Origin of the sequence: Alkalihalobacillus sp. CinArs1, from assembly GCF_947387515.1 — a bacterium.
In the GTDB taxonomy this organism is placed as follows: Bacteria; Bacillota; Bacilli; order Bacillales; family Guptibacillaceae; genus Guptibacillus.
In genome coordinates this window covers 47,640-73,599 of record NZ_CANDOB010000001.1, presented here as the reverse complement: position 1 = coordinate 73,599, position 25,960 = coordinate 47,640, and the positions used below count along the sequence as shown (strand labels likewise).

Genomic DNA, 25,960 nt, shown 5'->3' with positions numbered 1-25,960 from the left:
TGATTGAATAATGATTAGGTCGATATTGATTGGAGCACTCGCCATTGGCGTCGTGTCGACAAGTTATTGGGGATATAAAGAACACCAGGAGAAAAATGCAGTGTTGATCAATGCCGAAAATAACTATCAACGAGCGTTTCATGAGCTGAATTTTCATGTTGATGCTCTTGAAGAGAAGATCGGGTCGACTCTTGCGATGAGTTCTCGAGCTAGGTTATCACCAGCACTTGCAGAAGTGTGGAGATTGACCTCAGAAGCTCAGAATGATGTTGGTCAGCTTCCGTTGACCCTGATGCCTTTTAATAAGACTGAGGAGTTTCTTTCAAATATAGGGCAGTTTAGCTATCGCGTAGCGGTTAGAGACCTTGATGAAAAGCCTTTGTCTGATGATGAATATGACACGCTTAAAAAGCTGCATAAACACGCTACTGAAATTAAAAACGAACTAAGAAAAGTACAGGCTATGGTGATCAATCATAACTTACGTTGGATGGATGTCGAGTTAGCGCTCGCTTCAGAAAAGCAGGCGCAAGATAACACGATCATCGACGGATTCAAAACAGTTGATAAACAAGTAGAAGGATATAGTGATGTGAATTGGGGGCCGGAAGTCACCCAGTTGAATGAGAAGAAAGAAAACCTTTCGAATAACGTACTAGGTGAGAAGGTTACGGAAGATGAAGCAAAGAAAGCTGTGATCGACTACTTGGATATTGAGAGTGATGCGAAGATCGATATCACCTCTACGGGAGAGAAAGCGGGGTATCAGGCATATAGCCTTTCGATCGAGAATCCGAAGAATAAATCTAGTGTAAATCTTGATGTAACGAAAAAAGGAGCTCATCCGATCTGGATCTTAATGGACCGTAAGATCGGGAAACAAAAAATCAGTTTGAACGAAGCTGCTTCAAAAGCGGAGGCATTTCTAAAAGAACATGACATCTCGAATATGGTGATCTCTGAAAGCAGTCAGTATGATAAGATGGGCGTCTTCACATTCGTATATCAACAGGATGACATCAACATCTATCCTGACGCTGTTCATGTTAAAGTAGCGCTCGATAATGGAGATATTGCTGGATATGAATCGATCGAATATTTAACCAATCACCAAAAAAGAGAATTACCGAAGCCTGCAATGTCAAGAGAAGAAGCTTTAGCACAAATCAACGAGAGTGTTCAGATCATGGAGGAAGGGTTAGGCGTTATCCGAAATGATCTTAACGAAGAAGTATTGTGTTATGAATTTATGGGTACGATTGATAATGAAACGTATCGCATTTTCATAAACGCAGAAAACTTACGAGAAGAAAAGGTTGAAAAGATGGATGGTACAGAAACAAATTATGATGAGCTATAGTGAGGTGAGGAAATGGGGAAAGTTGAGCGTTTGTTGATCAAGTTAGTTGTGATACAGTTCGCGTTTCTCCTCATTGCTCAAACACTTCTTACTCATGAACCCTTTCGTATCTATTTGAGCAAAACATTGTATTATGAAGGGGTCGTGAACGGCGAACAGATGCCTTCTAAACGGCAATAGTTAATAGACCGTCTACTTTGATTGTGTTATGATTAACTTGAAACGTAGTGTACAAAAAAAGCAGGAATCCCTGCTTTTTTTGTACGTTGTAGAACGTATTTGGTGACCAATGAACGATGGGGGAAAGATGTTTATGAGAAGAAATATTAATATTGCAATAGATGGACCAGCAGGTGCCGGAAAAAGTACCGTAGCAAGAAGAGTAGCTGATAAGCTCTCTTTCCTATATATAGATACTGGTGCGATGTATCGAGCTCTAACTTATAAAGCAATCGAGAATAATGCGGACCTTGAAGATGGTCCTGTTCTTAAGAAGCTCCTAGATAAAACTGACATAGATCTTCAACTCGGTGAGAAGGACCAACATGTTTTGATCGATAGCATCGATGTAACAGAAGACATCCGCTCTCTAGAAGTTACGAACAACGTTTCTTTCGTTGCGAGACAAAGTGAAGTAAGAGGCGAAATGGTGAAACGTCAGCAGCTATTAGCTGAAAAAGGCGGTGTGGTGATGGATGGACGTGATATTGGTACTCACGTGCTTCCTAAAGCGGAACTAAAGGTGTTCTTAAGTGCATCTGTAGAAGAAAGAGCTGCCCGTCGTTACAAAGAGCTCGTTGATAATGGAGTACAAGCTAACTACGATCAGATCAAAGAAGAAATTGCACTTCGAGATAAACGTGATTCAGAACGTGAGGTAGCACCACTTGTAAAAGCAAAAGATGCGATTGAAATCGATACAACGTCCATGACGATTTCTGAAGTGGTACATCATATTCTACTATTAGCGAAAGAGAGGGCTTGAACCAGTGAGCTTATATGATGTGGGAAGAGGATTGTTCAGAGTCTATTTTAAACTTTTTAACAGAGTAACCGTTGTAGGAGAAGAAAACATCCCTTCTGATAAGGGGATACTACTCTGTTCAAATCATATTAACAACCTTGATCCACCGCTAGTTGGAGCGATGTGCCCACGACAGGTACGTTTTATGGCGAAGTCGGAACTATTTACGATCCCTGTGCTAGGTAAGTTGATCGATAAGGTTGGCGCTTTTCCGGTGAAAAGAGGGATGAGTGATAAACAAGCTCTCCGAAGTGGAATTGGCATTTTAAAAGATGGTGGAGTAGTTGGATTGTTTCCTGAAGGAACAAGAAGCAAAACTGGTCAGCTTGGAGAAGGGTTATCTGGTGCTGGTTTTTTCGCACTTCGCCCAGAGGTTAGAGTCGTACCTTGTGCAATCATGGGGTCTTACAAGCCGTTTGGGAAATTAAAGATCATCTATGGAAAACCTGTTGATCTATCACCTCTCCGTGAAGAACAGGGTGCAGCGAAGAAGGCTACACAGGCGATCATGAAAGAAATTCAACAACTAATTGATGCTAACCGTTAACATTTCATTATTTTCAAAAAAAATAAATAAATGTTGCAGGACACTTGACAAATTGACTGATTTTAGTGAAAGTTAAAGGAAAGGGTGATTAACTTTTCATAAAATTCTTTCGCTGATGGTAAGTGGAAGGCTTTTATAAATATTATTGAAAAGTTCTATTTCTTTTGGATTGAAGGAGGAGTTTGTCAATGGTTGAAGAGATGAATCAGGAAATGACTGAGTTCAAATCATTCGAAGTTGGAGATGTGGTGACTGGAAAGATCTCCAAAGTCGAAGAGAAACACGCATCGGTGGATGTGGGTTTTAAAATTGATGGAGTGCTGCCTATCAGCGAACTGTCAAGCCTTCACGTCGAAAAAGTCAGCGACGCACTCTCAGAAGGCGATGAAATAGAAGTGAAAGTGATCAAATTATCTGAGGACGAGCTAGTGCTTTCAAAGAAAGCAGTAGAAGCTGACAAAGCTTGGGATGAGCTCGAAGCAAAATATCAAAACAGCGAGGCTTTCGAAGTAGAGATTGCTGACGTTGTTAAAGGTGGACTAGTCGTTGACCTTGGAGTGCGTGGATTTATTCCTGCATCCCTTGTCGAGCGCCACTATGTTGAAGATTTTGCAGATTATAAGGGCAAGACCTTAAGTGTAAAGATCGTTGAATTTGATCCTGAAAAATCAAAAGTCATTCTTTCACACCGCGCTGTGCTAGAACAAGAAGCGGATGTGAAGAAGCAGGAAACGCTGGCTTCTCTTCAAGCAGGACAGATCGTTGAAGGTACTGTTCAACGTCTTACTGATTTTGGTGCTTTTGTAGACATCGGTGGAGTAGATGGACTTGTGCATATCTCTCAGATGGCACATCACCGTGTTGAAACCCCATCCGAAGTTGTAGCAGAAGGACAAAAGGTAAACGTTAAAATTCTATCAGTGGATAGAGATAATGAACGTATCTCGCTATCCATTAAAGAAACGCTGCCTGGACCTTGGGAAGAAATCGAAGGCAAAGTAAAAGCTGGAGATGAAATCGAAGGTACGGTTAAACGTCTTGTAAGCTTCGGTGCATTTGTTGAAGTTGCACCTGGAGTAGAAGGACTCGTTCACATTTCTGAGATTTCAAACAAACACATTGGTACCCCTCATGAAGCACTATCAGAAGGGGAACAAGTTCGAGTTAAAGTACTAGATGTAAATCTAAATGAGAAGCGCATCTCACTTAGTATTAAAGTACTAGAAGCAGAACAGGTGACGAGCCAGGTTGAAGAATATCAAAAAGATGGAGATGGAAATTCCCCGTTTTCTCTTGGAGATATGATCGGTGATCAACTGAAAAAGTATAAATAATGATAAAGCTCTCTGCTGCAGCAGAGAGCTTTTTTTGTGTTGAATATTATTTTTGTCCGTTTCTTCTTCTTGCGTGATCAGGGCCTTCCATTGTAGAAGCTCCTTTATATTCTAATGATTGATCACGATCAGACTCTACACGCTTCGATTTCTTTAGTTTTTTCTCCTGTCTATCTCTTCCCAAGATCATCCCTCCTTTGCTTTATTATCATGAAATAAAAGGGAAAACGTTATACATTTTTTAATTGTTGGTCTAATCACGCAGAATTTTTCCCATACTGAGCATAATAAGGAGTGATTGCTTTGGATGGGGCACTATTTATTTGGTTAAGTTGGATCGCTATCATCGTTCTTGTCTTCTTTGTTAAACCATCACAAACGACCCAAAATATCGTCGTTTTATGTTTGATCATGATTTGTGCAGCAAATGTGGAGATTCCAATCGTGGTTTATAACGTGAACGGCGCATTGATTCTATGCTGGTTGATCGGCTATTTTATGTTAATGAAAACACTACATAGTAAGAAGTTGTACGCTGCTCTAGTCGTATTGATGCTTATGGCAGCTTACGCATCGATCGAACTCTTTTCGCTATATGATCCAGTGTTTAGCTATCTATACACATCATGGTCCATCGCTCTTGCTCTGTTTGTTATCGTCCATTTGACGGTACAAGGAGCAGGACAAAGGTGCGCGCTTTTGATGCTTGCGATCGTACAAGGAGAACTTATTATGGCGGTAATCTATTATCAGATGGGCATTCAAACTGTAATCGGTAGGTATAGCTCTTTAGACATCATGGCGATATCTGTTACGGGCATCTTCATGTGGGAAGGGTTTGTCCAGCTTACGAGCCACCTAGAGAACGTTATGAAAAAACATCAAGAAAGACGTGGTTATTCATGAATGAATTTACGGTTCCGATCTTGTTTAGTGTAATCATCGGTACGTTATCTCGAATCTATATGTTTCGTACCGATTATCGTCAGTATCCTACTTATCCTCATGGGATGATCATTCATCTTGCATTAGGGTTTATTGCAGCTGCACTCGGGGCATTAGTAGTGCCTTCAATCATGTCAGAAGAATTTACAGCGGTCACTTTCTTAACACTCGCGGCTTCGCAATTTAGAGAAGTAAGGAATATGGAAAGAAAAACGTTAACAGAAATGGATACGTTAGAGTTGGTACCAAGAGGAGCGTCATATATCGAAGGAATTGCCGTTACATTTGAAGGTAGGAATTATTTAGTGATCTTCATTTCTTTTGTAACGTCGCTCGCTTATTTATCTTTAAACGTGTGGGCGTCTCTTGTAGCGGCGGTACTTTCATTTCTAGTAGCAAGAAAATATATGACAGGAAGTAAACTAGGTAAAATCGCATATATCGAACATTCTACACTTTCTTTTGAAGGCGCAGGGTTATATGTAGACAATATTTATATTATGAACATTGGGATACCTGAAAGACAGGAAGAAATTTTGAAACACGGACTAGGATTTGTAATTAGTCCTAAAAACTTTGACGCTAGGATGACGATCGGAAATCTTGGACAGAGACAAGCCATTCTTCACGATCTAGCAATTTCTCTAGGAGTTTATCGTGACTCAGGTACGCCAGCACTTGTTCCATTAATAAAACGTGACCTTGATGATGGGCGTATTGGCGTATTCATCCTTCCTCAGAATAATAATGTGGAACTTGCAAAAAAAATCATTTCGCAAGTGCCTACCCTTGAAAACGCTATTCGTATGCCTACTGAAACGAAAGAGAAGGGAAGTGATCAGTCGTGATCTTGGAAAAAGCGATACTGGCTGCTATTACGGATTCTGTACATAAAGTTCCGGTAGGTGCGAATGTGTTCGTTTGCGACACGAAAGCTGAAATGGATAAAGTTGCCGCGGAATTGGAAGCGATCCTGGACGGAATTGCCCATAAGTTGAGCAATGATGTGTATATTATCGTCAAACATTAGATAGATACTCTGTTGTTCATTGGTTGCTTTTTTGATAAGATATAAAAGCTATCAAGAGACTACACCCTTCTTAGTCAAGGAGGGTTTTTTACAATGAGCTACTGGAAAGTTTGTCCACGGCTTTCTAGAGGTAAGCTTAAGATAGATACTTATTTTGAAAGGGCGTGTACATATTGGCCAAGCCAGTTGTCGCAATTGTCGGTCGTCCAAACGTTGGTAAATCGACTATATTTAATCGTATTGTAGGAGAAAGAATTTCAATTGTCGAAGATACACCAGGAGTAACAAGAGATCGTATTTATAGTTCAGCAGAATGGTTGAACCGTGATTTTCATATTATTGATACAGGCGGTATTGAAATTGGAGATGCTCCATTTCTTTCACAAATTCGATATCAAGCTGAAATCGCGATCGATGAAGCTGATGTGATCATCTTTATGGTAAATGGTAGAGATGGCATCTCGAATGCGGATGAGGAAGTAGCAAAAATCCTCTACCGCTCAAAGAAACCCGTCGTGCTAGCAGTCAATAAAATTGACAACCCTGAACAACAAGCGTTGATTCATGATTTTTATTCACTAGGAGTAGGTGCTCCATTCCCGATTTCAGGATCCCACGGACTAGGACTTGGGGACTTACTAGATGAAGTATTTAAATTCTTCCCTGACGAAGGTGAAGTTGAATATGATGAGAACACCATCAAGTTTTCTGTTATCGGTCGTCCAAACGTTGGTAAATCGTCACTTGTTAACGCCATTTTGGGTGAAGAAAGGGTCATCGTTAGTAATGTAGCTGGTACAACTAGGGATGCAATCGATTCTTCCTTTACAAGAGAAGGACAGGATTACGTCATCATCGATACAGCCGGTATGCGAAAGCGTGGAAAAATTTACGAAAATACAGAAAAATACAGTGTGCTACGCGCAATGAGAGGAATTGAACGTTCAGACGTTGTTCTCGTTGTCATCGATGGAGAAGAAGGAATCATCGAACAGGATAAGAAAGTAGCAGGCTATGCACATGAAGCAGGTAAAGCTGTCGTAATCGTAGTGAACAAATGGGATGCTGTTGAAAAAGACGATAAAACGATGCGTAACTTTGAACAAAAAATTCGAGATCACTTCTTGTATTTAAGCTATGCACCGATCGTTTTCCTTTCTGCAAAAACGAAGCAGCGACTTCACACATTACTACCTGTTATCAATACCGTTGCAGAGAATCACACGCTTCGAGTAAAAACAAATGTGTTGAACGAATTGATCATGGATTCTGTAGCGATGAACCCAACGCCAACAGATAAGGGGAGAAGGCTAAAGATCAACTACGCGACTCAAGTTGCGGTAAAGCCACCTACCATCGTACTGTTCGTAAATGATCCTGAATTGCTTCATTTCTCATATCGACGCTTTTTAGAAAATAGAATCCGAGAGACGTTTGGCTTCCAGGGAACTCCGCTTCGCATTCTTGCGAGAAAGAAGAGTGAATAAGGTTTAAGCATCTCATTTGAGGGGGGAATTCGATGATCGCAATTCTGATTTGCGTAGCTGCTTATCTTCTCGGATCAGTTAGCTTCAGCTATTTAATCGCTCGAATTGTGAAGAAGATAGACATTAGAGAACATGGAAGCGGGAACGCAGGCGCTACCAACACTCTCAGAGTTTTGGGCACTGTACCTGCGGTCGTGGTTCTATTACTCGATGTACTAAAAGGCGTTATCGCTGTTTGGTTAGGCTATTGGTTTTCAGCGGAACCCATCGTGCCTTTCCTAGCTGGTATCGCTGCGATTATCGGTCATAATTGGCCGGTATTCTTCGGGTTTAGAGGTGGTAAAGGAGTTGCGACTACGATTGGAGTATTCGCTACGATCGCCTTTTTACCAGCACTGTATGCAGGTATCCTTGCAATCATAGCTATTTTTATTACGAGATATGTGTCACTTGGATCACTTATTTTTGTTGTATTAACACCGGCATTTATCTTCTTACTCGGTGGTAATCCTGCATCGTATGTACTTCTAGGGTTTTTTGTAGCGATCTTATCACTATTTAGACATCGTACAAACGTGAAGAGACTTCTATCAGGAAATGAGAGTAAGATTGGACAAAAAGTAGAGCAGTGAGGAGTGAGATAGAATGGCGACGATTTCAGTAATAGGTGCAGGAAGCTGGGGGACAGCGCTTGCGATCGTTCTTGCAGATAACAACCACAACGTAAAAATGTGGGCTAGACGAGAGGATTTAGCAACAGAGATTAATGAAAATCATACGAATGAAAAATATTTGCCTGGTATCACTTTACCTGCATCTCTACACGCTACTACGTCCCTTGCTGATTGTGTGGAAGGTGCGGAAGCGATATTACTCGTTACGCCTACGAAGGCATTAAGAGACGTGTTACCTGAGTTAAAGGGGTTAATCGCAGATCCTGTTTCGATTATCCATGCGAGTAAAGGTATTGAACCAGGGTCACTCATGCGTATATCACAAGTAATCGAAGAAGAAATTCCAGAGAATCTCAGAAAATCGGTCGTAGTGCTATCTGGACCAAGTCATGCTGAAGAAGTTAGTCTTCGTCATCCGACGACCGTTACGGTTTCTTCTAAGGATATCAAGGAAGCTGAATATGCGCAGGACCTCTTTATTAATTCGAATTTTCGTGTTTACACGAATGATGACATCATTGGTGTTGAACTAGGAGGAGCTCTTAAGAATATTATCGCTTTAGGTGCTGGGTTATCAGATGGACTCGGTTATGGTGACAATGCGAAAGCTGCTCTTATTACAAGAGGTTTAGCAGAAATTGCGAGACTTGGAGCTTCGATGGGCGCGAACCCACTTACATTTATGGGTCTTACAGGAATCGGCGACCTTGTGGTGACATGTACGAGTGCCCACAGTAGGAACTGGCGTGCAGGAAATTTATTAGGTAAAGGCAATAGCCTCGATGAAGTTCTTGAGAACATGGGGATGGTCGTAGAAGGGGTTCGAACGACTAAGGCTGCTTATCATCTTGCGAAGGAACAGCAGGTAGAGATGCCGATCACATCCGTCTTATATGAAGTGCTCTTCAATAATATTGAACCAAAAGATGGCGTAGATCAGCTTATGGGCAGATTAAGAACTCATGAAACAGAGGATCTCACATCGTTACTGGCTGATAAATTCGAATTGAATCGTAAACAATAGCTTTCAATTAATTTAGATAGGGAAAGCACGAAGTATTCCTCCTTGCATACACTATGTTGAACCATAATGGTAAGGAGGAAACAGTGTGAGCGATTTGTTTGATAATATTGAAAAGAAAACCAATGTAAAAAAAGAAGACATATTTAAATTGGCTGACTCGGTCCAAGGCGCAGACTTTTCAGATGAACGAACTGTGCGAAGGCTAATTGCAAACGTTGCTCGTGTAGCCAACGTGCAGGTATCTAAAGAAAAGGAAGACCGGATCGTAAAGGCCATCGTGAATAAAAACATACCTTTGGATTTCGCTTCCATTGCAAAGTTATTCAGCCAAAAATAGGAAAAGTAAACGAAATTTAGGCGTTTAAACGATACCGGATGGATGAAACATCATATACTGATACAGAACGATTATTGAGCAGAAGCACACTTCAATGAAATTCATATAGTCAAAGCTGAGGAAAAGCCCCTTTCTTCAGCTTTTTATTTGTGGGTACATAAAGAGTTCACTATTTTATCGAAAGGGGTTAGGACTGATCGGTTAAATTTTGATATAATGGTGGGCAGCAGTTAGATTAGACTGGAGGAACGTATATGTCACCGGCATTAATAAAAATGTGGGTAGCGCTATCATCAATGGGGTTGATGTTCGTCGCTGTACTCGCGATCATGTTCAGTAGAGCTAAATTAAATGGAGTATTAAAAGTACTCGTGTCAACCTTCGCTTATTTATGCATGTTCACTTCGGGTGTTCTTATGCTCCTCGTTGTTTTTACAGGTCCAACAGACTGAGGAGTTCTCGAAATATTACGTTGAAGGACTGAAAAAAATGAAAAAACTTGGACTAAATCTTCTTTTATGGACAAGCCTTTTACTTATTCTCTCTGGGTGTTTGTATCCAGAAAGTAGAAAAGGCGAAAATAGGATACCCTATACGGATCAAATCGAGTCGGTTCAGACGGCTGTCAAACAATATCAAGATAATAAGTCCGTGCTTCCTATCAAAACGAGGGAACAAGGTACGCCTATCTACCAAAAATATCCGATCGACTTTAAAAAGCTAGTACCAGCTTATTTACAAGAGCCACCAGGAAACTCTTTTGAAAATGGGGGAGTCTTTCAATACGTACTGATAAATGTAGAAGAAGATCCGATGGTTCGAATATTGGATTTAATTATCGTTGAAGAAGTAAAAGACTTACAAATGAGAATCAACGATTATCGAAGAAACCATAAGTATCCACCGTTCAAAGACATTTTGGCAAAAGATCGATACTCTATCGATTACGAAAAGCTAGGATTGGACACCGAACCAACGATTAAAAGCCCTTTCACTAACGATGACCTTCCTTTTTTCCTCGATGAAAAAGGCAACGTACATGTGGATTATCGGAGCGATCTAAACAAGGCGATTACGAATAATCCCGATCATTCCTTTGAAGAAGGAGATGATATTAGGGACTTATTAGCTTTTAATTCTTTCTACGTTCCAGTTTCGTCCGTACCCTATACAATTGAAAATGGTAAAGCTGTTTTTTTAGCAAAATAGGTATTTTCCCTTCTCTTTAGCAATACAACTATTAAAAAGAGGAGGGACTTTTTTATGTGGAGGATTTATAGAGGAGGCAAGGTGTTTCTCGTAAATCAAATGCTTTTACTGTGATTTGTCATATTTATTGGACAACATCATAGAATGATAGTGTCCAAGTAAGTCTGCGGTCAGTATTGAATTATTCCATCCAATGAGGTGGAATTCAGGAGGCGATCACGTGGAGAGAGTGGATATCTTCAAAGATATCGCAGAGCGTACAGGAGGAGATATATACCTGGGGGTCGTAGGTTCTGTTAGAACAGGCAAATCAACATTCATCAAAAAGTTTATGGAGTTAATCGTACTGCCGAATATGGAAAGTGACTCCGATCGTGCAAGAGCACAGGATGAACTCCCACAAAGTGCTGCAGGACGCACGATTATGACCACTGAACCAAAATTTGTACCTAACCATGCGATTCAAATTCATGTCGAGGATGGACTAGATGTTAATGTAAGGCTTGTAGACTGTGTAGGGTATGCTGTTCCAGGGGCAAAGGGATATGAAGATGATGATGGACCAAGAATGATCAATACACCTTGGTACGAAGAACCGATCCCATTCCAAGAAGCAGCTGAGATCGGTACACGTAAAGTCATCCAGGAGCATTCCACTCTCGGTGTAGTGATTACAACAGATGGTTCTATCGGTGAAATTCCTCGTCATGATTATCTTGAGTCAGAAGAAAGAGTGGTTGAAGAATTAAAAGAAGTTGGAAAGCCGTTTATTATGATCGTCAATTCGGCTCATCCGCACCATCCTCAGACAGAAGCATTAAGAGGAGATTTATCCAATAAATACGATATTCCTGTTATCTCACTCAGCGTTGAGAGCATGACAGAGCATGATATCAACAACGTGATGAGAGAAGTTCTTTATGAATTCCCAGTTTTAGAAGTGAATGTGAACCTACCGAGCTGGGTGATGGTGCTCCATCAAGATCACTGGCTAAGGCAGAACTACGAAGAATCCGTTAGAGAAACCGTTAAAGACATCAAAAGATTACGGGATGTTGATCGAGTAGTAGGCAATTTTGAAGAGTTTGAGTTCATTCAAAATGCTCGGTTAGCAGGAATTGAAATGGGTCAGGGAATTGCAGAAATCGACCTCTATGCCCCTGAAGACTTATATGACCAAATATTAAAAGAAGTTGTTGGGGTTGAGATAAGAGGGAAAGATCATTTACTTCAGTTGATGCAAGAATTTGCATTTGCGAAAGCTGAATATGACCAGGTTTCAGATGCCCTTCGAATGGTGAGACAAACTGGTTACGGAATTGCAGCGCCATCGATTGAAGATATGAGCCTCGATGAGCCTGAAATCATCCGTCAAGGATCAAGGTTTGGGGTAAGGCTAAAAGCTGTTGCGCCATCGATCCATATGATAAAAGTTGATGTGGAGTCAGAGTTTGCTCCAATTATCGGGACAGAGAAACAAAGTGAGGAGCTCGTAAGGTATTTGATGCAAGATTTTGAAGAAGATCCATTATCGATCTGGAATTCTGATATATTTGGAAGGTCTTTGAACTCAATCGTAAGAGAAGGCATCCAAGCAAAGCTTGGTCTTATGCCTGAAAATGCGCGATATAAGCTAAAAGAAACCTTAGAGCGAATTATCAACGAAGGTTCAGGCGGATTAATTGCGATCATACTATAATTGAGCCGACTCCAATAGCTGGAGTCGGTTTTTCGCATGGTAACGAAACGATTGCAAAATGATCTTCATTACTTCCCAAAAGATTGATATAAAGCGTTTACAATTAGATGAAATAGCGGATAATAGAGAAAAAATCCCCTAAAAATGGCTCAAATCGGGACAAACATATTGAATTCTTCAGCGTCTTCGTATATTATAGGGCTTGCAAACGTACTAAACGTGCATTGCTCCGTATAAATATCGGATATTTTGTGAATGAATGTATGTATGCATCTCTCTTGAGAGGAGGTGAACGGAATGAACAAGACAGATCTTATCAATTCTGTTGCAGAATCTGCAGAGCTTTCTAAGAAAGAAGCTACAAAAGCTGTTGATGCAGTTTTTGATAACATTATGCAGTCCTTGCAAGAAGGTGACAAAGTTCAACTAATTGGTTTTGGTAACTTTGAAGTCCGTGAGCGTTCTGCTCGTAAAGGGCGCAACCCTCAAACTGGCGAAGAGATTGAAATCGCTGCAAGCAAGGTACCTGCTTTTAAACCTGGTAAAGCCCTTAAGGATGCAGTTAAGTAAATACATAGGGCAAAAGAAGAGTCGCACCTTATGCGACTCTTCTTTTTTGCTAACTGATCCTCCGTGTGCTAAAATTTTCATATGTATTGTAAGGTCCTGAATGGAGGAGTAAAGAACAATGTTTGAAGTTAATCATGGAAAAATACAAGAAGCAGTTAAAATGATCCTAGAAGCGATCGGCGAGGATCCTGAGCGCGAAGGCTTACAAGATACGCCAAAGCGTGTTGCAAGAATGTATGAAGAGATTTTCCAAGGACTTAATCAAGATCCAAAAGAACATTTCCAAACGATATTTGGAGAGGATCATGAAGAATTAGTCCTTGTTAAAGATATTCCATTCTATTCAACGTGTGAGCATCACCTAGTTCCTTTCTTTGGGAAAGCTCACGTTGCATATATACCAAAAGGCGGAAAGGTTACTGGTCTGAGTAAGCTTGCTAGAGCGGTAGAAGCTGTTACGAAACGTCCACAGCTTCAAGAACGTATCACATCAACTATTGCGAATACGATGATCGACACACTAGAACCTCATGGGGTGATGGTCGTTGTAGAAGCTGAGCATATGTGTATGACGATGAGAGGCGTGAAGAAGCCAGGCTCTTCAACAGTTACTTCTGCAGTAAGAGGAATCTTTGAGACTGATACTGCTGCAAGAGCAGAAGTACTTGGTTTAATTAAAGGTTAATCCTGATTCAGGAGGGATATCATGAAATTAGAGAACAATGATTTCTTTGTTATTAAAGCTCTTGAGAATGGTGTGAACGTTATCGGATTAACACGTGGGTCTGATACGAGATTCCATCATTCTGAGAAGCTCGATAAAGGTGAGGTAATGATCGCGCAGTTTACCGAGCATACTTCTGCAGTGAAAATTAGAGGGAAGGCCGTTATTCAAACTAGCCATGGTGAGATTAACAACGATGAGTAAAGCAGGGTATTAAAGCCTGCTTTTCTTCATTTGGCACCGCTTCAGTTCCGTTTTAGCACAAGCCTTCTTGTGCTATACTAAGTATAAATACATACTCTACTGGAAGATACGTTAGGGGTAAGGGATATGAAGAATTCTATGGATCATAAACATCAACAACTAAACGTCGTACGGGAGATGTTGCATGCTCGTTTGGCACATTCTTACTTGCTTCGTTTCATCGATATACCAGTTATTGATGAGGAGAAGCTGTATCTGTTCCACGAGATGCTAGAGCAGACCTCTTTAGAGAAGGAAAGAAAGCAGGATACATTGCTCTCCATCATGCTTGTTCAGATAGCATTAGACACTCACGAACGTATCTCACTGAAAGATATTCAAAATGAAGGTGAGCGTAAGACGAGACAGCTGACTGTCTTAGCGGGGGACTATTTCAGTAGCATGTATTACCATATCCTATCTAAATGGCAAGACAACGATTTGATTCGTACGTTATCTGGAGCGATCCAAGAAATCAATGAATCAAAGATGGCTTTTTACCATGCGGATGATCAGTCTGTTGATCATCTATTTAAAAACTTGAAGGATATAGAATCCATCTTGATACGAAAGGTTGCAGAACATTTCGATCTTGATGAATGGAAGTCGTTCGGTACCCAATATTTTTATTTGAATCGCCTGCTTTTTGAAAGAAAACAAGAGTTAATTCAGACAGGGACCAACCTTCTTCACAAAATCGCCTTCACGTTTCTTTCAGTAAAAGGATCTACATTGACGACCGAACAAACGGCAAAGGCAAGGTCAGTTCTAGATTCGTACGTTGAACATGCTAAGAAAGACATCGATTTTCTATTTCAACAGTATTCGGATTTTCATCGCTGGTTTTATAATAGGCATGAGTTTTACTGGGGAATGAACGGTGTACATGAGAAGAAAATGGCGGAAGAGGGATAAATAGATGGCTACCACCAAAGAAGAACGCGTTCATCAAGTGTTTCAATCCATTTCAAAACGATACGACGTGATGAATTCTGTCATCAGCTTTCAGCGTCACAAAGCTTGGCGCAAAGATACAATGAGACGAATGGAAGTAAAAGAAGGAGCAAGAGCGCTCGATGTATGTTGCGGTACAGCGGATTGGACGCTTGCAATGGCAGAAGCAGTAGGTGAAAGTGGAGAGGCAATCGGGCTAGACTTTAGTGAAAATATGCTCGAAGTCGGTAAAGAAAAAGTAAAGAATCAAGAAAAGTCGAATGTGACGCTCATCCACGGAAACGCGATGGAGCTTCCTTTTGATAATAATTCTTTTGATTACGTCACGATTGGATTTGGACTGCGAAACGTACCGGATTACGATCAAGTAATTAAAGAAATGTATAGAGTTGTGAAACCAGGAGGTCGTGTCGTTTGTCTTGAAACCTCTCAACCGACGTTACCTGTTTTCCGACAAGTGTATTATGGGTATTTTAAGTTTGTCATGCCTTTACTCGGCAAGATGTTTGCTAAAAGCTATAACGAGTACTCCTGGTTACAGGAATCAGCCAGTTCTTTCCCGGGTGCGGAAGAATTAAGAAAGCTTTTTCTTTCGAATGGCTTCGAGCGGGTAGATGTGAAGCCATACTCTGGCGGAGCTGCTGCAATGCATATGGGCTTTAAACCAGAAAAAATCAACCATTAAAGATATTTGTGAAAATCAGTTAGGTGGATCTCATGAAACTAACAACAATATATGCCTCATTAAAAAAAGATTTAACTTTCATAGAGTCAGAACTCGAACAGACGGTGAATGCTCACCACCCAGTCTTGCGAGATGCATCTAACCACCTTCTTAAAGCAGGGGGGAAAAGGATACGTCCCGTCTTTGTACTGCTTTCCGGGAAGTTCGGAGATTATGACCTGTTAAAAATGAAGAATGTTGCGGTTGCATTAGAGCTGATCCATATGGCCTCACTCGTGCATGACGATGTGATCGATGATGCTGAAATGAGAAGAGGAGCCAAAACCATTAAAGCCCAGTGGGACAACCGTGTAGCGATGTATACGGGGGACTACATCTTCGCCAGAGCCCTTGAATTAGTTACGGAACTAGAAGATCCTGAAGCAAACAGCATTCTGTCGAATGCAATCCTAGAAATGTGTATCGGTGAAATAGAGCAAATAAGAGATCAGTTTAATTGGAATCAGAATTTAAGAGATTACTTTAGAAGGATCAAACGGAAAACCGCGCTTCTGATTTCGATTTCATGTGAACTTGGAGCCGTTGCAGCAGGGGCATCTAAAGCTGAACAATGGCACCTCAAGCAATTCGGTTATTTCGTAGGGATGGCCTACCAAATCACAGATGATATTTTAGATTACACAGGTACTGTAAGGGAACTAGGGAAGCCAGCTGGTGGAGATCTTCTTCAAGGGAACATCACGTTACCCGTTCTCTATGCGATGCATCAGGGGAATGCAAAACACGACATCATGAACGTATTCTCCGATGGAAAACCAGTATCACAACGTGAAGTGGATCAGGTTCTCTCTATCGTAAAGTCTTCTGGGGGAATAGAATTCGCTCGAGAGATTAGTGATCGCTACCTTCAAAAAGCATTTCAAGCGCTAGAGCATCTGCCATCAACTTCTTCGAGAACCTCACTCAAGCAAATCGCAGAATACATAGGGAAAAGAAAACATTAAAAGTAATGTTGTTATTTTTTCGAAAATTTGATAGAATTTGGAGGGCAGAAAACGCTTTCTGCCCAATACATATAACTTGTTGAAAGTGAGGAGATTTACATGGAGAAAACGTTTTTGATGGTAAAGCCTGACGGCGTTCAAAGAAACCTTATCGGTGAAATCGTATCTCGTTTCGAGAAAAAAGGTTTTAATTTGGTGGGAGCTAAATTGATGACGGTTTCAAAAGAGCTAGCAGAAAACCATTATGGTGAACATAAAGAGCGTCCTTTCTTTGGAGAACTCGTTGATTTCATTACTTCTGGACCTGTCTTTGCAATGGTATGGGAAGGTGAGAACGTAATCTCAACAGCTCGTACGATGATGGGTGCAACAAACCCGAAGGATGCTGCTCCAGGTACAATTCGTGGGGACTACGGTGTTCAAGTTAGCATGAACGTTATCCATGGTTCAGATTCTCCTGAAAGTGCTGAGCGTGAAGTATCATTGTTCTTCAACGAAAAAGAAGTGAATGAGTATTCAAAGACCATTTCTAAATGGGTTTAATTTTTTAAGTTTTATGAAAGCGCTTATATACAACCGACCGGACAATTTGTCCGGTCGGTTGTTTTTTTATAGGCTAGGTGAACTGGTGCCGTTTGCAGTTTCGATTACGTTTGCAATGCGAAGAAGGATCGAGTCATTAAATTTACTTGCTGAAGCCTGTAATCCAACGGGCAAACCACCTGAAAACCCTGCTGGGATCGAGGCAGCTGGATGTCCTGTACAATTGTAGAGCTGTGTCATCATCCAGTCAGAGATGGGCGCTGCATCCTTACCGTTTATTCGGTCAGGGCCTTCGATATCGTATGGGAAAGCGGTAACGCCTAGGACAGGGGATAGTAATGCATCATATTCGCTGTAAATATGCTGTAACTTATTCCAAATAACAGTTCGCAGCTCCTCCGTTCTACGAAGTTCAACTGCACTGATCGATCTTCCCTCATCGATCATAGTTGCTACTGAAGAACCAAATGATGCGGGGTTTCGGTCATAGAGATCGCCGTACGCTGTAGCAAGACCCGCATACCACATTCTATTAAAGAAAGATATTAATTCTCTGAGATCTAACCCAAAGTCAATTGGTACCTCTACTATTTTTGCGCCGTACTCTTCCAAAATAGGTAGAACGCTCTCAATGACACTGCTTACCTCAGAATCGCACTCATATAATTCAAAATTTTTTGTGTAAGCAAACGTCATCCCTTTTATTCCTTTAAGCGCTTCTTCATTTAAATTTTCTTTTACAAGAGGGACTGAATAAGGGTCGTTGGGCTCATATCCTTCAAGTATTGATAGAAGGAGAGCGGAATCTTCTACCCTTCTACTCAAAGGTCCAAAATGAACGTATGGCTGCGTCGTACCAAATCGATTAATAGGTGAACTATCGAATGGAACTCGACCGAAAGTAGGCTTTAACCCGAAAATTCCGTTAAAGCTCGCTGGAATACGTATTGAACCGCCTCCGTCGCTTCCTTCTGCTAGCGGGACACATTTGCTTGCAACGGCGGCCCCTGAACCACCGCTCGACCCACCTGCAGTCATAGAGGGGTTCCAGGGATTTTTAGTAGGGCCTACGATTTCGTTATCCGTTGTACCTTTATGTCCAAATTCAGGTGTGTTCGTTTTTCCAACGATGATCGCTCCTGAATGTTTAATACGTTTGACGATTGTTGGTTCATGTGTAGCAATATGGTCTTTAAAGAGCTGTGAGCCAAACGTTGTACGTCTTCCTCGAGTGGGTGTAAGGTCTTTTAGTGCGATCGGAACGCCGTGAAGTGGACCGAGGCTTTCTCCTCCCATCAATCGGTCTTCTGCTGATTTTGCTTCTTGTAATGCTTCGTTTCTAAAGACAGAAACAAACATATTCAGTTTCCCATTAAGCTGGTCGATTCGATCTAAGTGTGCTGAAACAACATCGACTGGGGAAATCTCTTTATGAGCGATCAGCCTCGCCATTTCTATGGCACTCAAGTCTATAATGTTCAATGTATCACTTCCTAAAATGGTCTATAGGTTTAACTTTAGCGAAAAAAAAGGCGGCGAGCAATTTATTAGACAAGATAGCGAGTTTGTAAGAAAACATTTTGGTTAACATGATGGCACACCAGCTTCAATAAAGAAGACGTCTACGGTGTTTTTTAAATTTTAATAGGAATTCGTAATGTCAGAATCGAAAAAATCATTACACGGATGTTTTTCATTATGATATAGTAGTACGTAAAAGCGCCAAAGTGTATTGGAGGAGGAAGTAGGATGAGATACTTAACAGCAGGAGAATCGCATGGACCACAATTAACAACAATTTTAGAAGGGGTACCTGCAGGACTAGAACTTCTTGCAGAAGACATAGATACAGAATTAGCCAGAAGGCAGCTAGGATATGGACGCGGACGAAGAATGCAAATTGAAAAAGACCGAGTTCAGATTATGAGTGGGGTTCGCCATGGAAAAACCACAGGTGCTCCTATTACGCTTGTTGTTGAAAACAAGGATTGGACACATTGGAAAAACTACATGGGAGCTGAGCCTCTTACAGAATCACAAGAGAAGAATATGAAACGTCAGATCTCTCGCCCAAGGCCAGGACATGCGGATCTTAATGGGGCGATAAAATACGGCCATCGTGATATGAGAAATGTTCTTGAACGATCTTCTGCACGTGAAACGACAGTTCGAGTCGCTGCAGGAGCGGTAGCAAAAAAACTATTAAAGACGCTTGGAATCAACGTCGCAGGACACGTTCGTATGATCGGTGGTATCGAGAGCAATTATAGCGGAGAGATGTCGCTAGAGGAGATGCAGCGTGTTTCAGAAGAATCACCTGTTCGGAGCCTTGATGAAGTAGCTGGTGAAAAGATGATGAAAGCGATCGACGATGCAAAGAGTAATGGAGATTCGATCGGAGGCATCGTTGAAGTAGTCGTAGAAGGAGTACCGATCGGGTTAGGGAGTCACGTTCAATTTGATCGAAAGCTCGATTCAAAAATAGCTGCCGCCATCGTTAGCATCAATGCGTTTAAAGGTGTTGAATTTGGAATTGGATTTGAAGCTGCTAGACTTCCAGGCAGTGAAGTGCATGATGAAATACAATGGTCGAATGATGAAGGGTACACGCGAAAAACGAATCGTCTTGGTGGTTTTGAAGGTGGCATGACGACTGGGATGCCTATCGTTGTGAAAGGTGTTATGAAGCCGATCCCAACTTTGTACAAGCCGCTACAGAGTGTCGATATCGATTCGAAAGAACCGTTCAATGCAAGCATCGAACGATCGGATAGCTGCGCCGTACCGGCAGCTAGTGTGGTAGCAGAGAATGTTGTCGCGTGGGAGATCGCATCTTCATTACTAGAAAAGTTTGGGCATGATCGTATTGAAGAGATCGCAAGCAACCTCAGTCAATACAAAACTTACAGTCAGGAGTTTTAAGTCATGGAATCAATGGTGATCGATACGACTAACAGAAGCTACCCCGTTTATATCGGGGTAGGGATAAGTAGGAATTGGCGGAAACTTATCGATCAGCTTCACCCTTATTCCAAGTACTTCTTAATTACTGATGAAACGGTATCTGAACAGTACCTTTCTTCTTTTTTAGACGAAGATAAAGATATTACCGTGCATGTTATCCCTTCTGGCGAGACGTCCAAATCGATGGAACAATATGCAGCGTGCTTAACGGCGATGTTAGAAGCAGGTCTCGATAGGAAGTCCTGTGTCATCGCGCTAGGTGGTGGCGTCGTAGGGGATTTAGCTGGCTTTGCAGCTGCAACGTATATGAGGGGCATCGACTTTGTTCAGGTACCGACTACCCTTCTCGCACATGATTCTAGCGTGGGTGGAAAAACAGGTATCAATCATGCTTATGGAAAAAACGTGATCGGAGCGTTTCATCAGCCTGCTGCTGTTATCTATGATGTGAATTTTCTCCGTACGTTACCGATCAAAGAGTGGCGATCTGGTTTCAGTGAAGTGATCAAACACGCCTTTATACAAGATGAAGCCTTTCTAGATTGGCTTATGAGCCGTGGGAAACGAGTAGAGTCCTATACGGACGGGGAATTAGAATATATCATCAAAAAAGGGATTAGTATCAAAGGGAAGATCGTAAAAGAAGATGAACGAGAAAAGGGCGTAAGAGCTCACCTTAATTTTGGTCATACACTTGGTCATGCGATAGAGGCTGAGCTTGGCTATGGCGTCATGACGCATGGTGAAGCTGTTGCGATCGGTATGATCTACGCACTAAAGCTGAGCGAATCATATTACTCGCTCAACCTTCGTATTCATGATATAGAGAAGTGGTTTACACAAATGGAGCTTCCGACCGCCGTGCCTAAATCATTAAACGCTAATCGGTTATTGATGAGAATGAAGAAAGACAAAAAAGCAGAAAATCAGAGTTTGACATTTGTTCTTCTCAAGAAAATCGGTGAGCCGCAAACGGTAACGCTCGATGACAACGCCGCTTTGAAGCTGCTTGAAACTAGTTTTGAAGGGGGAGAGTAAAGGTTGCTTAGAGGAGTTAGAGGTGCGACGACTGTTGAACAAAACGATAAAGATGAGATACTCGAGGCAACAGAAAAGCTATTACAAGAGGTGATCGACCAAAACAACGTCTTACCTGACAGAGTTGCTTCGATTCAATTCACAATGACGAGTGATCTAAATGCTGTTTTTCCTGCTGAGGCCGTTCGCGCTCTCGATGGATGGATGCATGTTCCTTTACTCTGTTCTTCTGAAATACCAGTTGATGGAGCTCTATCATCATGTATCCGCATTTTGATGATGATTGATACTGATTTGAATCAAGATGAAATCCAGCATGTTTATTTAGAGAAAGCTGTCGCATTACGTCCTGATCTTGTAAGTTGACAAATAAACACGACCATACTAGTATGTATGTAAGTTTAGAAGAGATGAAAGAATTAGAACGAATTAGATTTTGAGCTGAGATAGTAGAGAATAGGATAGTTGAGTTGAGGAGAGCTTAGAGGGATACGTCTATTTATACCCCCTGAGACAATCAGGGGGATTTTTATACCCTTTTTAGGTATGTGAGTATTCAGACAATTTGTCTGTTATTTGGTATACCTCCATAATTGATCCTCATCATTACTCAGCTTTTCCATTCTCCATTTCAACCGATGGAGGAGTGAGAAAGTTGACCACAGAATTTTCTTCTTTTAAAAAGGATGCCGAGAATTACAGGACCATCCCATTAATGAGGTCGTATTTCATGGATACGACGACCCCAATCCAAATTTTTCAAAACCTTGGTGACCGCGCAAGTTTCTTGTTAGAGAGTAGTGACCAGGAATCGAAGTGGTCCAGATATTCCTTTATTGGATCAGATCCGATCTACTCATTGGTCGAGCTGCAAGGGAAATTCTCTGTAATCGATCATAATGGAGCGACCGTCCTGACAAGTCATTCTTTTCAATCAGGCGTAGACGCATTGTTTCAGTTGATGAAGCCTAAAACGATTGATACTGATTTCCCTTTCTATGGTGGTGCTGTAGGCTATATCGGATATGATTCTATCAGTCAATTCGATAAAGTGCCTGAACATCCAAAGAGAGACAAGGGTGTACCACTTTACCATTTACATGTGTGTGAGAATCTCTTGATATATGATCATCATTTGAAACGACTAACCGTTAGCCATAATGCAAGGGTTGATGAAAGAGAGCAAATCGATAACGTGTATGAACACGGTCTTCAAGTGATCGACGAACTAACAACGCTTGCTGCTTTACCAGTTCATACGAACGCAATAAATATTCCTAATAATATAGAGGATGAGGTTGATTTTTCTCAAGTAACCTCAAATTATCCAAAAGATAAGTTTTTGGCGGATGTTGAAAAAATAAAGCAATATATCCTTGAAGGAGACGTGTTTCAAGCGGTTCTTTCTCAACGTTTTGAAAAAGAAATCATGGTGGAAGGGTTAGACCTTTACCGCGTATTACGAGTTATTAACCCTTCGCCTTATATGTTTTATCTAAAAATGGACGATGTTGAGATCATCGGAAGCTCGCCAGAAAAACTTGTTCAAGTGAGAAATGGAACGGTTGAAATCGATCCTATCGCTGGAACACGAAAAAGAGGGAGAACAGAAGAGGAAGACGTTGCCCTTGAACAGGAACTCCTTCGAGATGAGAAAGAACGAGCCGAGCATTACATGCTTGTCGATCTTGCGAGAAATGATGTCGGCAGGGTTTCTGAATATGGAAGTATTTCTATCCCTCAATTGATGGAGATCGGCAGGTTTTCACATGTGATGCATATCGTCTCAAGGGTCACCGGGATATTGGCTCCAACCGTTACAAGCCTCGATGCTGTCATCGCATCTTTTCCCGCTGGAACGGTTTCAGGCGCACCCAAGATACGAGCGATGCAAATCTTAAGGGAACTTGAACCAACACCTCGCTCCATCTATTCTGGTGCGATCGGATACATTGGATTCGATGGCAATATCGATTCCTGTATCGCAATCCGGACGATGGTTTTAAAAGGTGGAAAAGCCTATATCCAAGCAGGAGCGGGTGTGGTAGCAGATTCGATCCCGGAGAATGAATGGGAAGAGACACGTAATAAAGCGAGTGCTTTAATCAAAGCTATCCAGGTAGCGGAATCCATTTTTGGTAAAAGGGGAGAAGAGCTCAATGTTTAAACAGCAATTAAAAGAGATGTTAAATGGCGGTACATTATCTGAAATACAGGCGGAAAAGATGATGGATTCTATTATGGAAGGGCAAGTAGAGGATGCACAGATCGCAAGCTTTTTAACGTTATTAGAAGTAAGAGGTGAGACCGTAGATGAACTAACCGGCTTTGTAAGGTCACTGCGTAATCATGTACTACAGCTGGATCACGGAGGATTACCATTGATCGATACGTGCGGAACCGGTGGAGATGGTCATTCAACGTTCAACATTTCGACTGCTGCAGCAATTTTGGTATCGAGCCAAGGAGTGAAAGTCGCGAAGCATGGAAATCGAGCAGTTTCATCTAAGAGTGGAAGTGCGGACGTATTAGATGAACTTGGCATTCCGACACAATCTTCAAGAGAGATGGCCGTCGAAGTGTTAAAAGACCGAAACATGTGTTTTCTTTATGCGCCAAACTACCACGTAGCTATGAAACACGCTGTGAATGCTAGAAAAGCGATCGGATTTCGAACGGTGTTCAATAGCCTTGGTCCATTAGCGAATCCTGCTGGAAGCCAATCCCAGCTGATCGGTGTATACTCACATGAGAAGGCGATGAAGATGGCCGAATCATTAAAACGATTAGGTACGAAGAGAGCGCTTCTCGTCACGGGAGGAGAAGGGATGGATGAATGCTCCATCAGCACGTATACCGACTTTGTAGAATTAAGAGAAGGCGAGATAACGACGTATCGATTAACTCCTGAAGACGTCGGCTTAGAATCACAGCATTCAAGTGAGCTTCGAGTGGAAACAGCGAAGGAGAGTGCTCAAGTCATATCAGACATCTTTGAGAATAAAGCTAACAAAGCACGTAGAGGTGTCGTTCTGTTTAATGCAGGTGCTGCATTTTACCTTGCAGGAGTAAGTGAGTCCATTGCCGAAGGCGTGCATATTGCGAGAAAAGCGATCGAAAATGGAGAGGCTAGTAAACAGCTAACTTTGCTTAACGGAAGGGAGTTAAATGTACATGCTTGATAAGATTGTCGAAGTGAAGAAAGAAGAGTTAAAGAACTTTACCTTGCCAGAAAGAGTGGAAGTGAATCACGTATCCCTTAAAGACAGCATTATAAATGCTAATCATACGATCGGATTGATTGCTGAAGTTAAGAAAGCTTCACCTTCAAAAGGAATGATCAATGAAAATTTTGATCCGGTAGAAGTAGCGAAGGCCTATGAACGAGCTGGAGCGGATGCCATTTCTGTCTTGACTGATGAGACGTTTTTTAAAGGAAGTAACACATTCCTAACTGATGTTAAGAAGCATGTTAATCTTCCTGTTCTACGTAAGGATTTTATCATCGATAAAAGACAAATTGAAGAAAGTAAGCTGATCGGTGCTGATGCGATATTACTGATCGTTAAAGTACTTGGAGCTAAGAAAACAAAAGAATTTTATGACTTGGCTAAGGAATACAACTTAGAATGCCTTGTGGAAGTGCATTCAAGTAAAGAGATACAAGCACTTACGAATGAATTCGAACCAGACATCATCGGAATTAACAACAGAAATTTAGACACCTTTGAAACGTCTACGAAACATACGAGAGACATGAGTAGGTTCGTACCTTCTGAATCATTGTTGATCAGTGAGAGTGGCATTTCAAATCATCATGACATTCAAGATGTAATCAAGGCAGGTGCATCAGGCGTGCTCGTTGGTGAAGCTCTCATGAGAGGCGGAAGGTTTGAGGAAAGGATAAGCGATCTGTTTAGGGGCACTGTCTATGAAAGCTAAATTAAAACTATGCGGAAACAGATCACTTGAAGATTGGAAGCTTGTAAGAGAAAGTCACGCGACTCATGCAGGATTTATCTTTGCAAACAGTCCAAGACGGGTTGAAGGAGAGACGGTGGGAAGATGGTTAAAGGACTTCCCACCGAATGGTAAGAAAATCGTAGCGGTTTTTGTTAACCCTGATTTAGAGGAGATCGCTGATATCGTGCGATCAGTCCCGGTCGACATCGTCCAACTACATGGAAGTGAAAATGCTTCGTTCGCTACGAAGATCAAGCAGATGACAGGGAAAGAGATTTGGAAAGTAATCCATCATAGACAATCAGCGATAGAAGACATGGAGCTTTTTGCAGGGATAGCGGATGGGTATGTTATCGATACGAAATTACCTGGACAGTGGGGTGGAACTGGGAAGAAGTTTGATTGGGAATCAATTCCTTCCTACAAAAAAGAAGCACATAAACAAGGTGTTCCTTTGTTTGTTGCTGGTGGCATCAATGAGAGCAACGTCACTGAACTTCTTTCGTATCAGCCTGATGGAATTGATTTATCGAGCGGAATAGAGCATAACGATGGAAAAGATCGCAATAAGATTGAAAAACTTCAGGGAAGGCTGTGTTAAT

General features: G+C 41.5%; 31 protein-coding genes. 29 read left to right on the top strand and 2 right to left on the bottom strand.

The features are described from left to right. The first annotated feature begins 10 nt into the window (after positions 1 to 10). From ypeB to rpsA, 5 genes are all read left to right on the top strand, one after another. Positions 11 to 1,360 carry a germination protein YpeB gene (gene ypeB / locus PFZ69_RS00440; protein ID WP_270179078.1) on the top strand — a complete coding sequence of 450 codons (1,350 nt, stop codon included), beginning with the start codon at positions 11 to 13 and terminating at the stop codon, positions 1,358 to 1,360. Between the two features lie 12 nt (positions 1,361 to 1,372). Next, positions 1,373 to 1,540: a DUF5359 family protein gene (locus PFZ69_RS00435; RefSeq protein ID WP_270179077.1), complete on the top strand. Its 168-nt coding sequence runs from the start codon at positions 1,373 to 1,375 to the stop codon at positions 1,538 to 1,540. A gap of 133 nt (positions 1,541 to 1,673) precedes the next feature. Then, positions 1,674 to 2,345 (top strand): (d)CMP kinase, encoded by a 672-nt coding sequence (cmk, locus tag PFZ69_RS00430; protein ID WP_270179076.1) that lies wholly within the window; start codon positions 1,674 to 1,676, stop codon positions 2,343 to 2,345. A gap of 4 nt (positions 2,346 to 2,349) precedes the next feature. Continuing rightward, positions 2,350 to 2,931, top strand: a complete 582-nt coding sequence (locus tag PFZ69_RS00425; RefSeq protein ID WP_270179075.1) for a lysophospholipid acyltransferase family protein — start codon at positions 2,350 to 2,352, stop codon at positions 2,929 to 2,931. Between the two features lie 188 nt (positions 2,932 to 3,119). Continuing rightward, the gene (gene rpsA, locus PFZ69_RS00420; RefSeq protein ID WP_270179074.1) at positions 3,120 to 4,265 is read left to right on the top strand and encodes a 30S ribosomal protein S1; all 1,146 of its coding nucleotides are present in this window, start codon (positions 3,120 to 3,122) and stop codon (positions 4,263 to 4,265) included. Positions 4,266 to 4,311: 46 nt separating this feature from the next. On the opposite strand, the gene PFZ69_RS00415 is transcribed toward rpsA, so the two are convergent. Further along, on the bottom strand, positions 4,312 to 4,449 hold the full coding sequence (locus PFZ69_RS00415) for a YpzI family protein (RefSeq protein ID WP_270179073.1): 138 nt from the start codon (positions 4,447 to 4,449) through the stop codon (positions 4,312 to 4,314). A 119-nt stretch (positions 4,450 to 4,568) separates the two neighbouring features. Here PFZ69_RS00415 and PFZ69_RS00410 point away from each other — a divergent pair, with 119 nt between their 5' ends. From PFZ69_RS00410 to ndk, 17 genes are all read left to right on the top strand, one after another. Next, on the top strand, positions 4,569 to 5,171 hold the full coding sequence (locus tag PFZ69_RS00410) for a YphA family membrane protein (RefSeq protein WP_270179072.1): 603 nt from the start codon (positions 4,569 to 4,571) through the stop codon (positions 5,169 to 5,171). Beyond that, positions 5,168 to 6,058 carry a YIEGIA family protein gene (locus PFZ69_RS00405; protein WP_270179071.1) on the top strand — a complete coding sequence of 297 codons (891 nt, stop codon included), beginning with the start codon at positions 5,168 to 5,170 and terminating at the stop codon, positions 6,056 to 6,058. The genes PFZ69_RS00410 and PFZ69_RS00405 overlap by 4 nt, the downstream gene beginning before the upstream one ends. Then, on the top strand, positions 6,055 to 6,240 hold the full coding sequence (locus PFZ69_RS00400; RefSeq protein WP_270179070.1) for a capping complex subunit for YIEGIA: 186 nt from the start codon (positions 6,055 to 6,057) through the stop codon (positions 6,238 to 6,240). The genes PFZ69_RS00405 and PFZ69_RS00400 overlap by 4 nt, the downstream gene beginning before the upstream one ends. Positions 6,241 to 6,413: 173 nt before the next feature. Further along, complete coding sequence (gene der, locus PFZ69_RS00395) at positions 6,414 to 7,727, top strand: ribosome biogenesis GTPase Der (RefSeq protein ID WP_270179069.1); 1,314 nt, start codon at positions 6,414 to 6,416, stop codon at positions 7,725 to 7,727. A 32-nt stretch (positions 7,728 to 7,759) separates the two neighbouring features. Beyond that, a complete protein-coding gene (gene plsY, locus PFZ69_RS00390) occupies positions 7,760 to 8,359 on the top strand; it encodes a glycerol-3-phosphate 1-O-acyltransferase PlsY (RefSeq protein ID WP_270179068.1) in 600 nt (199 codons plus the stop codon). A 13-nt stretch (positions 8,360 to 8,372) separates the two neighbouring features. After that, positions 8,373 to 9,425: an NAD(P)H-dependent glycerol-3-phosphate dehydrogenase gene (locus PFZ69_RS00385; protein ID WP_270179067.1), complete on the top strand. Its 1,053-nt coding sequence runs from the start codon at positions 8,373 to 8,375 to the stop codon at positions 9,423 to 9,425. Between the two features lie 85 nt (positions 9,426 to 9,510). Further along, entirely contained in the window at positions 9,511 to 9,762 is a 252-nt protein-coding gene (locus PFZ69_RS00380; RefSeq protein WP_270179066.1) for a stage VI sporulation protein F, read from the top strand. A 254-nt stretch (positions 9,763 to 10,016) separates the two neighbouring features. Beyond that, the gene (locus PFZ69_RS00375; RefSeq protein ID WP_270179065.1) at positions 10,017 to 10,214 is read left to right on the top strand and encodes a DUF2768 domain-containing protein; all 198 of its coding nucleotides are present in this window, start codon (positions 10,017 to 10,019) and stop codon (positions 10,212 to 10,214) included. A gap of 37 nt (positions 10,215 to 10,251) precedes the next feature. Further along, positions 10,252 to 10,971, top strand: a complete 720-nt coding sequence (locus PFZ69_RS00370) for a hypothetical protein (protein ID WP_270179064.1) — start codon at positions 10,252 to 10,254, stop codon at positions 10,969 to 10,971. 220 nt (positions 10,972 to 11,191) lie between these two features. Then, positions 11,192 to 12,670 carry a stage IV sporulation protein A gene (spoIVA, locus tag PFZ69_RS00365; protein ID WP_270179063.1) on the top strand — a complete coding sequence of 493 codons (1,479 nt, stop codon included), beginning with the start codon at positions 11,192 to 11,194 and terminating at the stop codon, positions 12,668 to 12,670. 297 nt (positions 12,671 to 12,967) lie between these two features. Next, positions 12,968 to 13,240: an HU family DNA-binding protein gene (locus tag PFZ69_RS00360; protein WP_224877993.1), complete on the top strand. Its 273-nt coding sequence runs from the start codon at positions 12,968 to 12,970 to the stop codon at positions 13,238 to 13,240. 118 nt (positions 13,241 to 13,358) lie between these two features. Beyond that, entirely contained in the window at positions 13,359 to 13,925 is a 567-nt protein-coding gene (gene folE, locus PFZ69_RS00355) for a GTP cyclohydrolase I FolE (protein ID WP_270179062.1), read from the top strand. 21 nt (positions 13,926 to 13,946) lie between these two features. Next, the gene (mtrB, locus tag PFZ69_RS00350) at positions 13,947 to 14,168 is read left to right on the top strand and encodes a trp RNA-binding attenuation protein MtrB (protein ID WP_224877989.1); all 222 of its coding nucleotides are present in this window, start codon (positions 13,947 to 13,949) and stop codon (positions 14,166 to 14,168) included. A gap of 126 nt (positions 14,169 to 14,294) precedes the next feature. Continuing rightward, positions 14,295 to 15,122: a heptaprenyl diphosphate synthase component 1 gene (locus PFZ69_RS00345; RefSeq protein ID WP_270179061.1), complete on the top strand. Its 828-nt coding sequence runs from the start codon at positions 14,295 to 14,297 to the stop codon at positions 15,120 to 15,122. A gap of 4 nt (positions 15,123 to 15,126) precedes the next feature. Further along, positions 15,127 to 15,846, top strand: a complete 720-nt coding sequence (locus PFZ69_RS00340; RefSeq protein WP_270179060.1) for a demethylmenaquinone methyltransferase — start codon at positions 15,127 to 15,129, stop codon at positions 15,844 to 15,846. Positions 15,847 to 15,878: 32 nt separating this feature from the next. Beyond that, the gene (hepT, locus tag PFZ69_RS00335; protein ID WP_270179059.1) at positions 15,879 to 16,850 is read left to right on the top strand and encodes a heptaprenyl diphosphate synthase component II; all 972 of its coding nucleotides are present in this window, start codon (positions 15,879 to 15,881) and stop codon (positions 16,848 to 16,850) included. A 99-nt stretch (positions 16,851 to 16,949) separates the two neighbouring features. Next, positions 16,950 to 17,393 carry a nucleoside-diphosphate kinase gene (ndk, locus tag PFZ69_RS00330; RefSeq protein WP_270179058.1) on the top strand — a complete coding sequence of 148 codons (444 nt, stop codon included), beginning with the start codon at positions 16,950 to 16,952 and terminating at the stop codon, positions 17,391 to 17,393. Between the two features lie 66 nt (positions 17,394 to 17,459). On the opposite strand, the gene PFZ69_RS00325 is transcribed toward ndk, so the two are convergent. Further along, positions 17,460 to 18,875: an amidase gene (locus tag PFZ69_RS00325; RefSeq protein WP_270179057.1), complete on the bottom strand. Its 1,416-nt coding sequence runs from the start codon at positions 18,873 to 18,875 to the stop codon at positions 17,460 to 17,462. Positions 18,876 to 19,142: 267 nt separating this feature from the next. Between PFZ69_RS00325 and aroC the strand changes: the two genes are divergently transcribed. The 7 genes from aroC (at position 19,143) to PFZ69_RS00290 (ending at position 25,959) form a co-directional block, all read left to right on the top strand. Beyond that, positions 19,143 to 20,315, top strand: coding sequence for a chorismate synthase (gene aroC, locus PFZ69_RS00320; RefSeq protein WP_270179056.1), 1,173 nt, complete (start codon positions 19,143 to 19,145; stop codon positions 20,313 to 20,315). A gap of 3 nt (positions 20,316 to 20,318) precedes the next feature. Continuing rightward, positions 20,319 to 21,395 (top strand): 3-dehydroquinate synthase, encoded by a 1,077-nt coding sequence (gene aroB / locus PFZ69_RS00315; RefSeq protein ID WP_270179055.1) that lies wholly within the window; start codon positions 20,319 to 20,321, stop codon positions 21,393 to 21,395. Between the two features lie 3 nt (positions 21,396 to 21,398). Beyond that, positions 21,399 to 21,761, top strand: a complete 363-nt coding sequence (gene aroH, locus PFZ69_RS00310) for a chorismate mutase (protein ID WP_270179054.1) — start codon at positions 21,399 to 21,401, stop codon at positions 21,759 to 21,761. 364 nt (positions 21,762 to 22,125) lie between these two features. Further along, a complete protein-coding gene (trpE, locus tag PFZ69_RS00305) occupies positions 22,126 to 23,562 on the top strand; it encodes an anthranilate synthase component I (RefSeq protein WP_270179053.1) in 1,437 nt (478 codons plus the stop codon). Further along, a complete protein-coding gene (gene trpD, locus PFZ69_RS00300; protein ID WP_270179052.1) occupies positions 23,555 to 24,577 on the top strand; it encodes an anthranilate phosphoribosyltransferase in 1,023 nt (340 codons plus the stop codon). Before trpE ends, trpD begins: the two co-directional genes overlap by 8 nt. Further along, positions 24,570 to 25,337 (top strand): indole-3-glycerol phosphate synthase TrpC, encoded by a 768-nt coding sequence (gene trpC / locus PFZ69_RS00295; RefSeq protein ID WP_270179051.1) that lies wholly within the window; start codon positions 24,570 to 24,572, stop codon positions 25,335 to 25,337. Before trpD ends, trpC begins: the two co-directional genes overlap by 8 nt. Beyond that, positions 25,327 to 25,959 carry a phosphoribosylanthranilate isomerase gene (locus PFZ69_RS00290; protein ID WP_270179050.1) on the top strand — a complete coding sequence of 211 codons (633 nt, stop codon included), beginning with the start codon at positions 25,327 to 25,329 and terminating at the stop codon, positions 25,957 to 25,959. The genes trpC and PFZ69_RS00290 overlap by 11 nt, the downstream gene beginning before the upstream one ends. The last annotated feature ends 1 nt before the right edge of the window (position 25,960 follow it).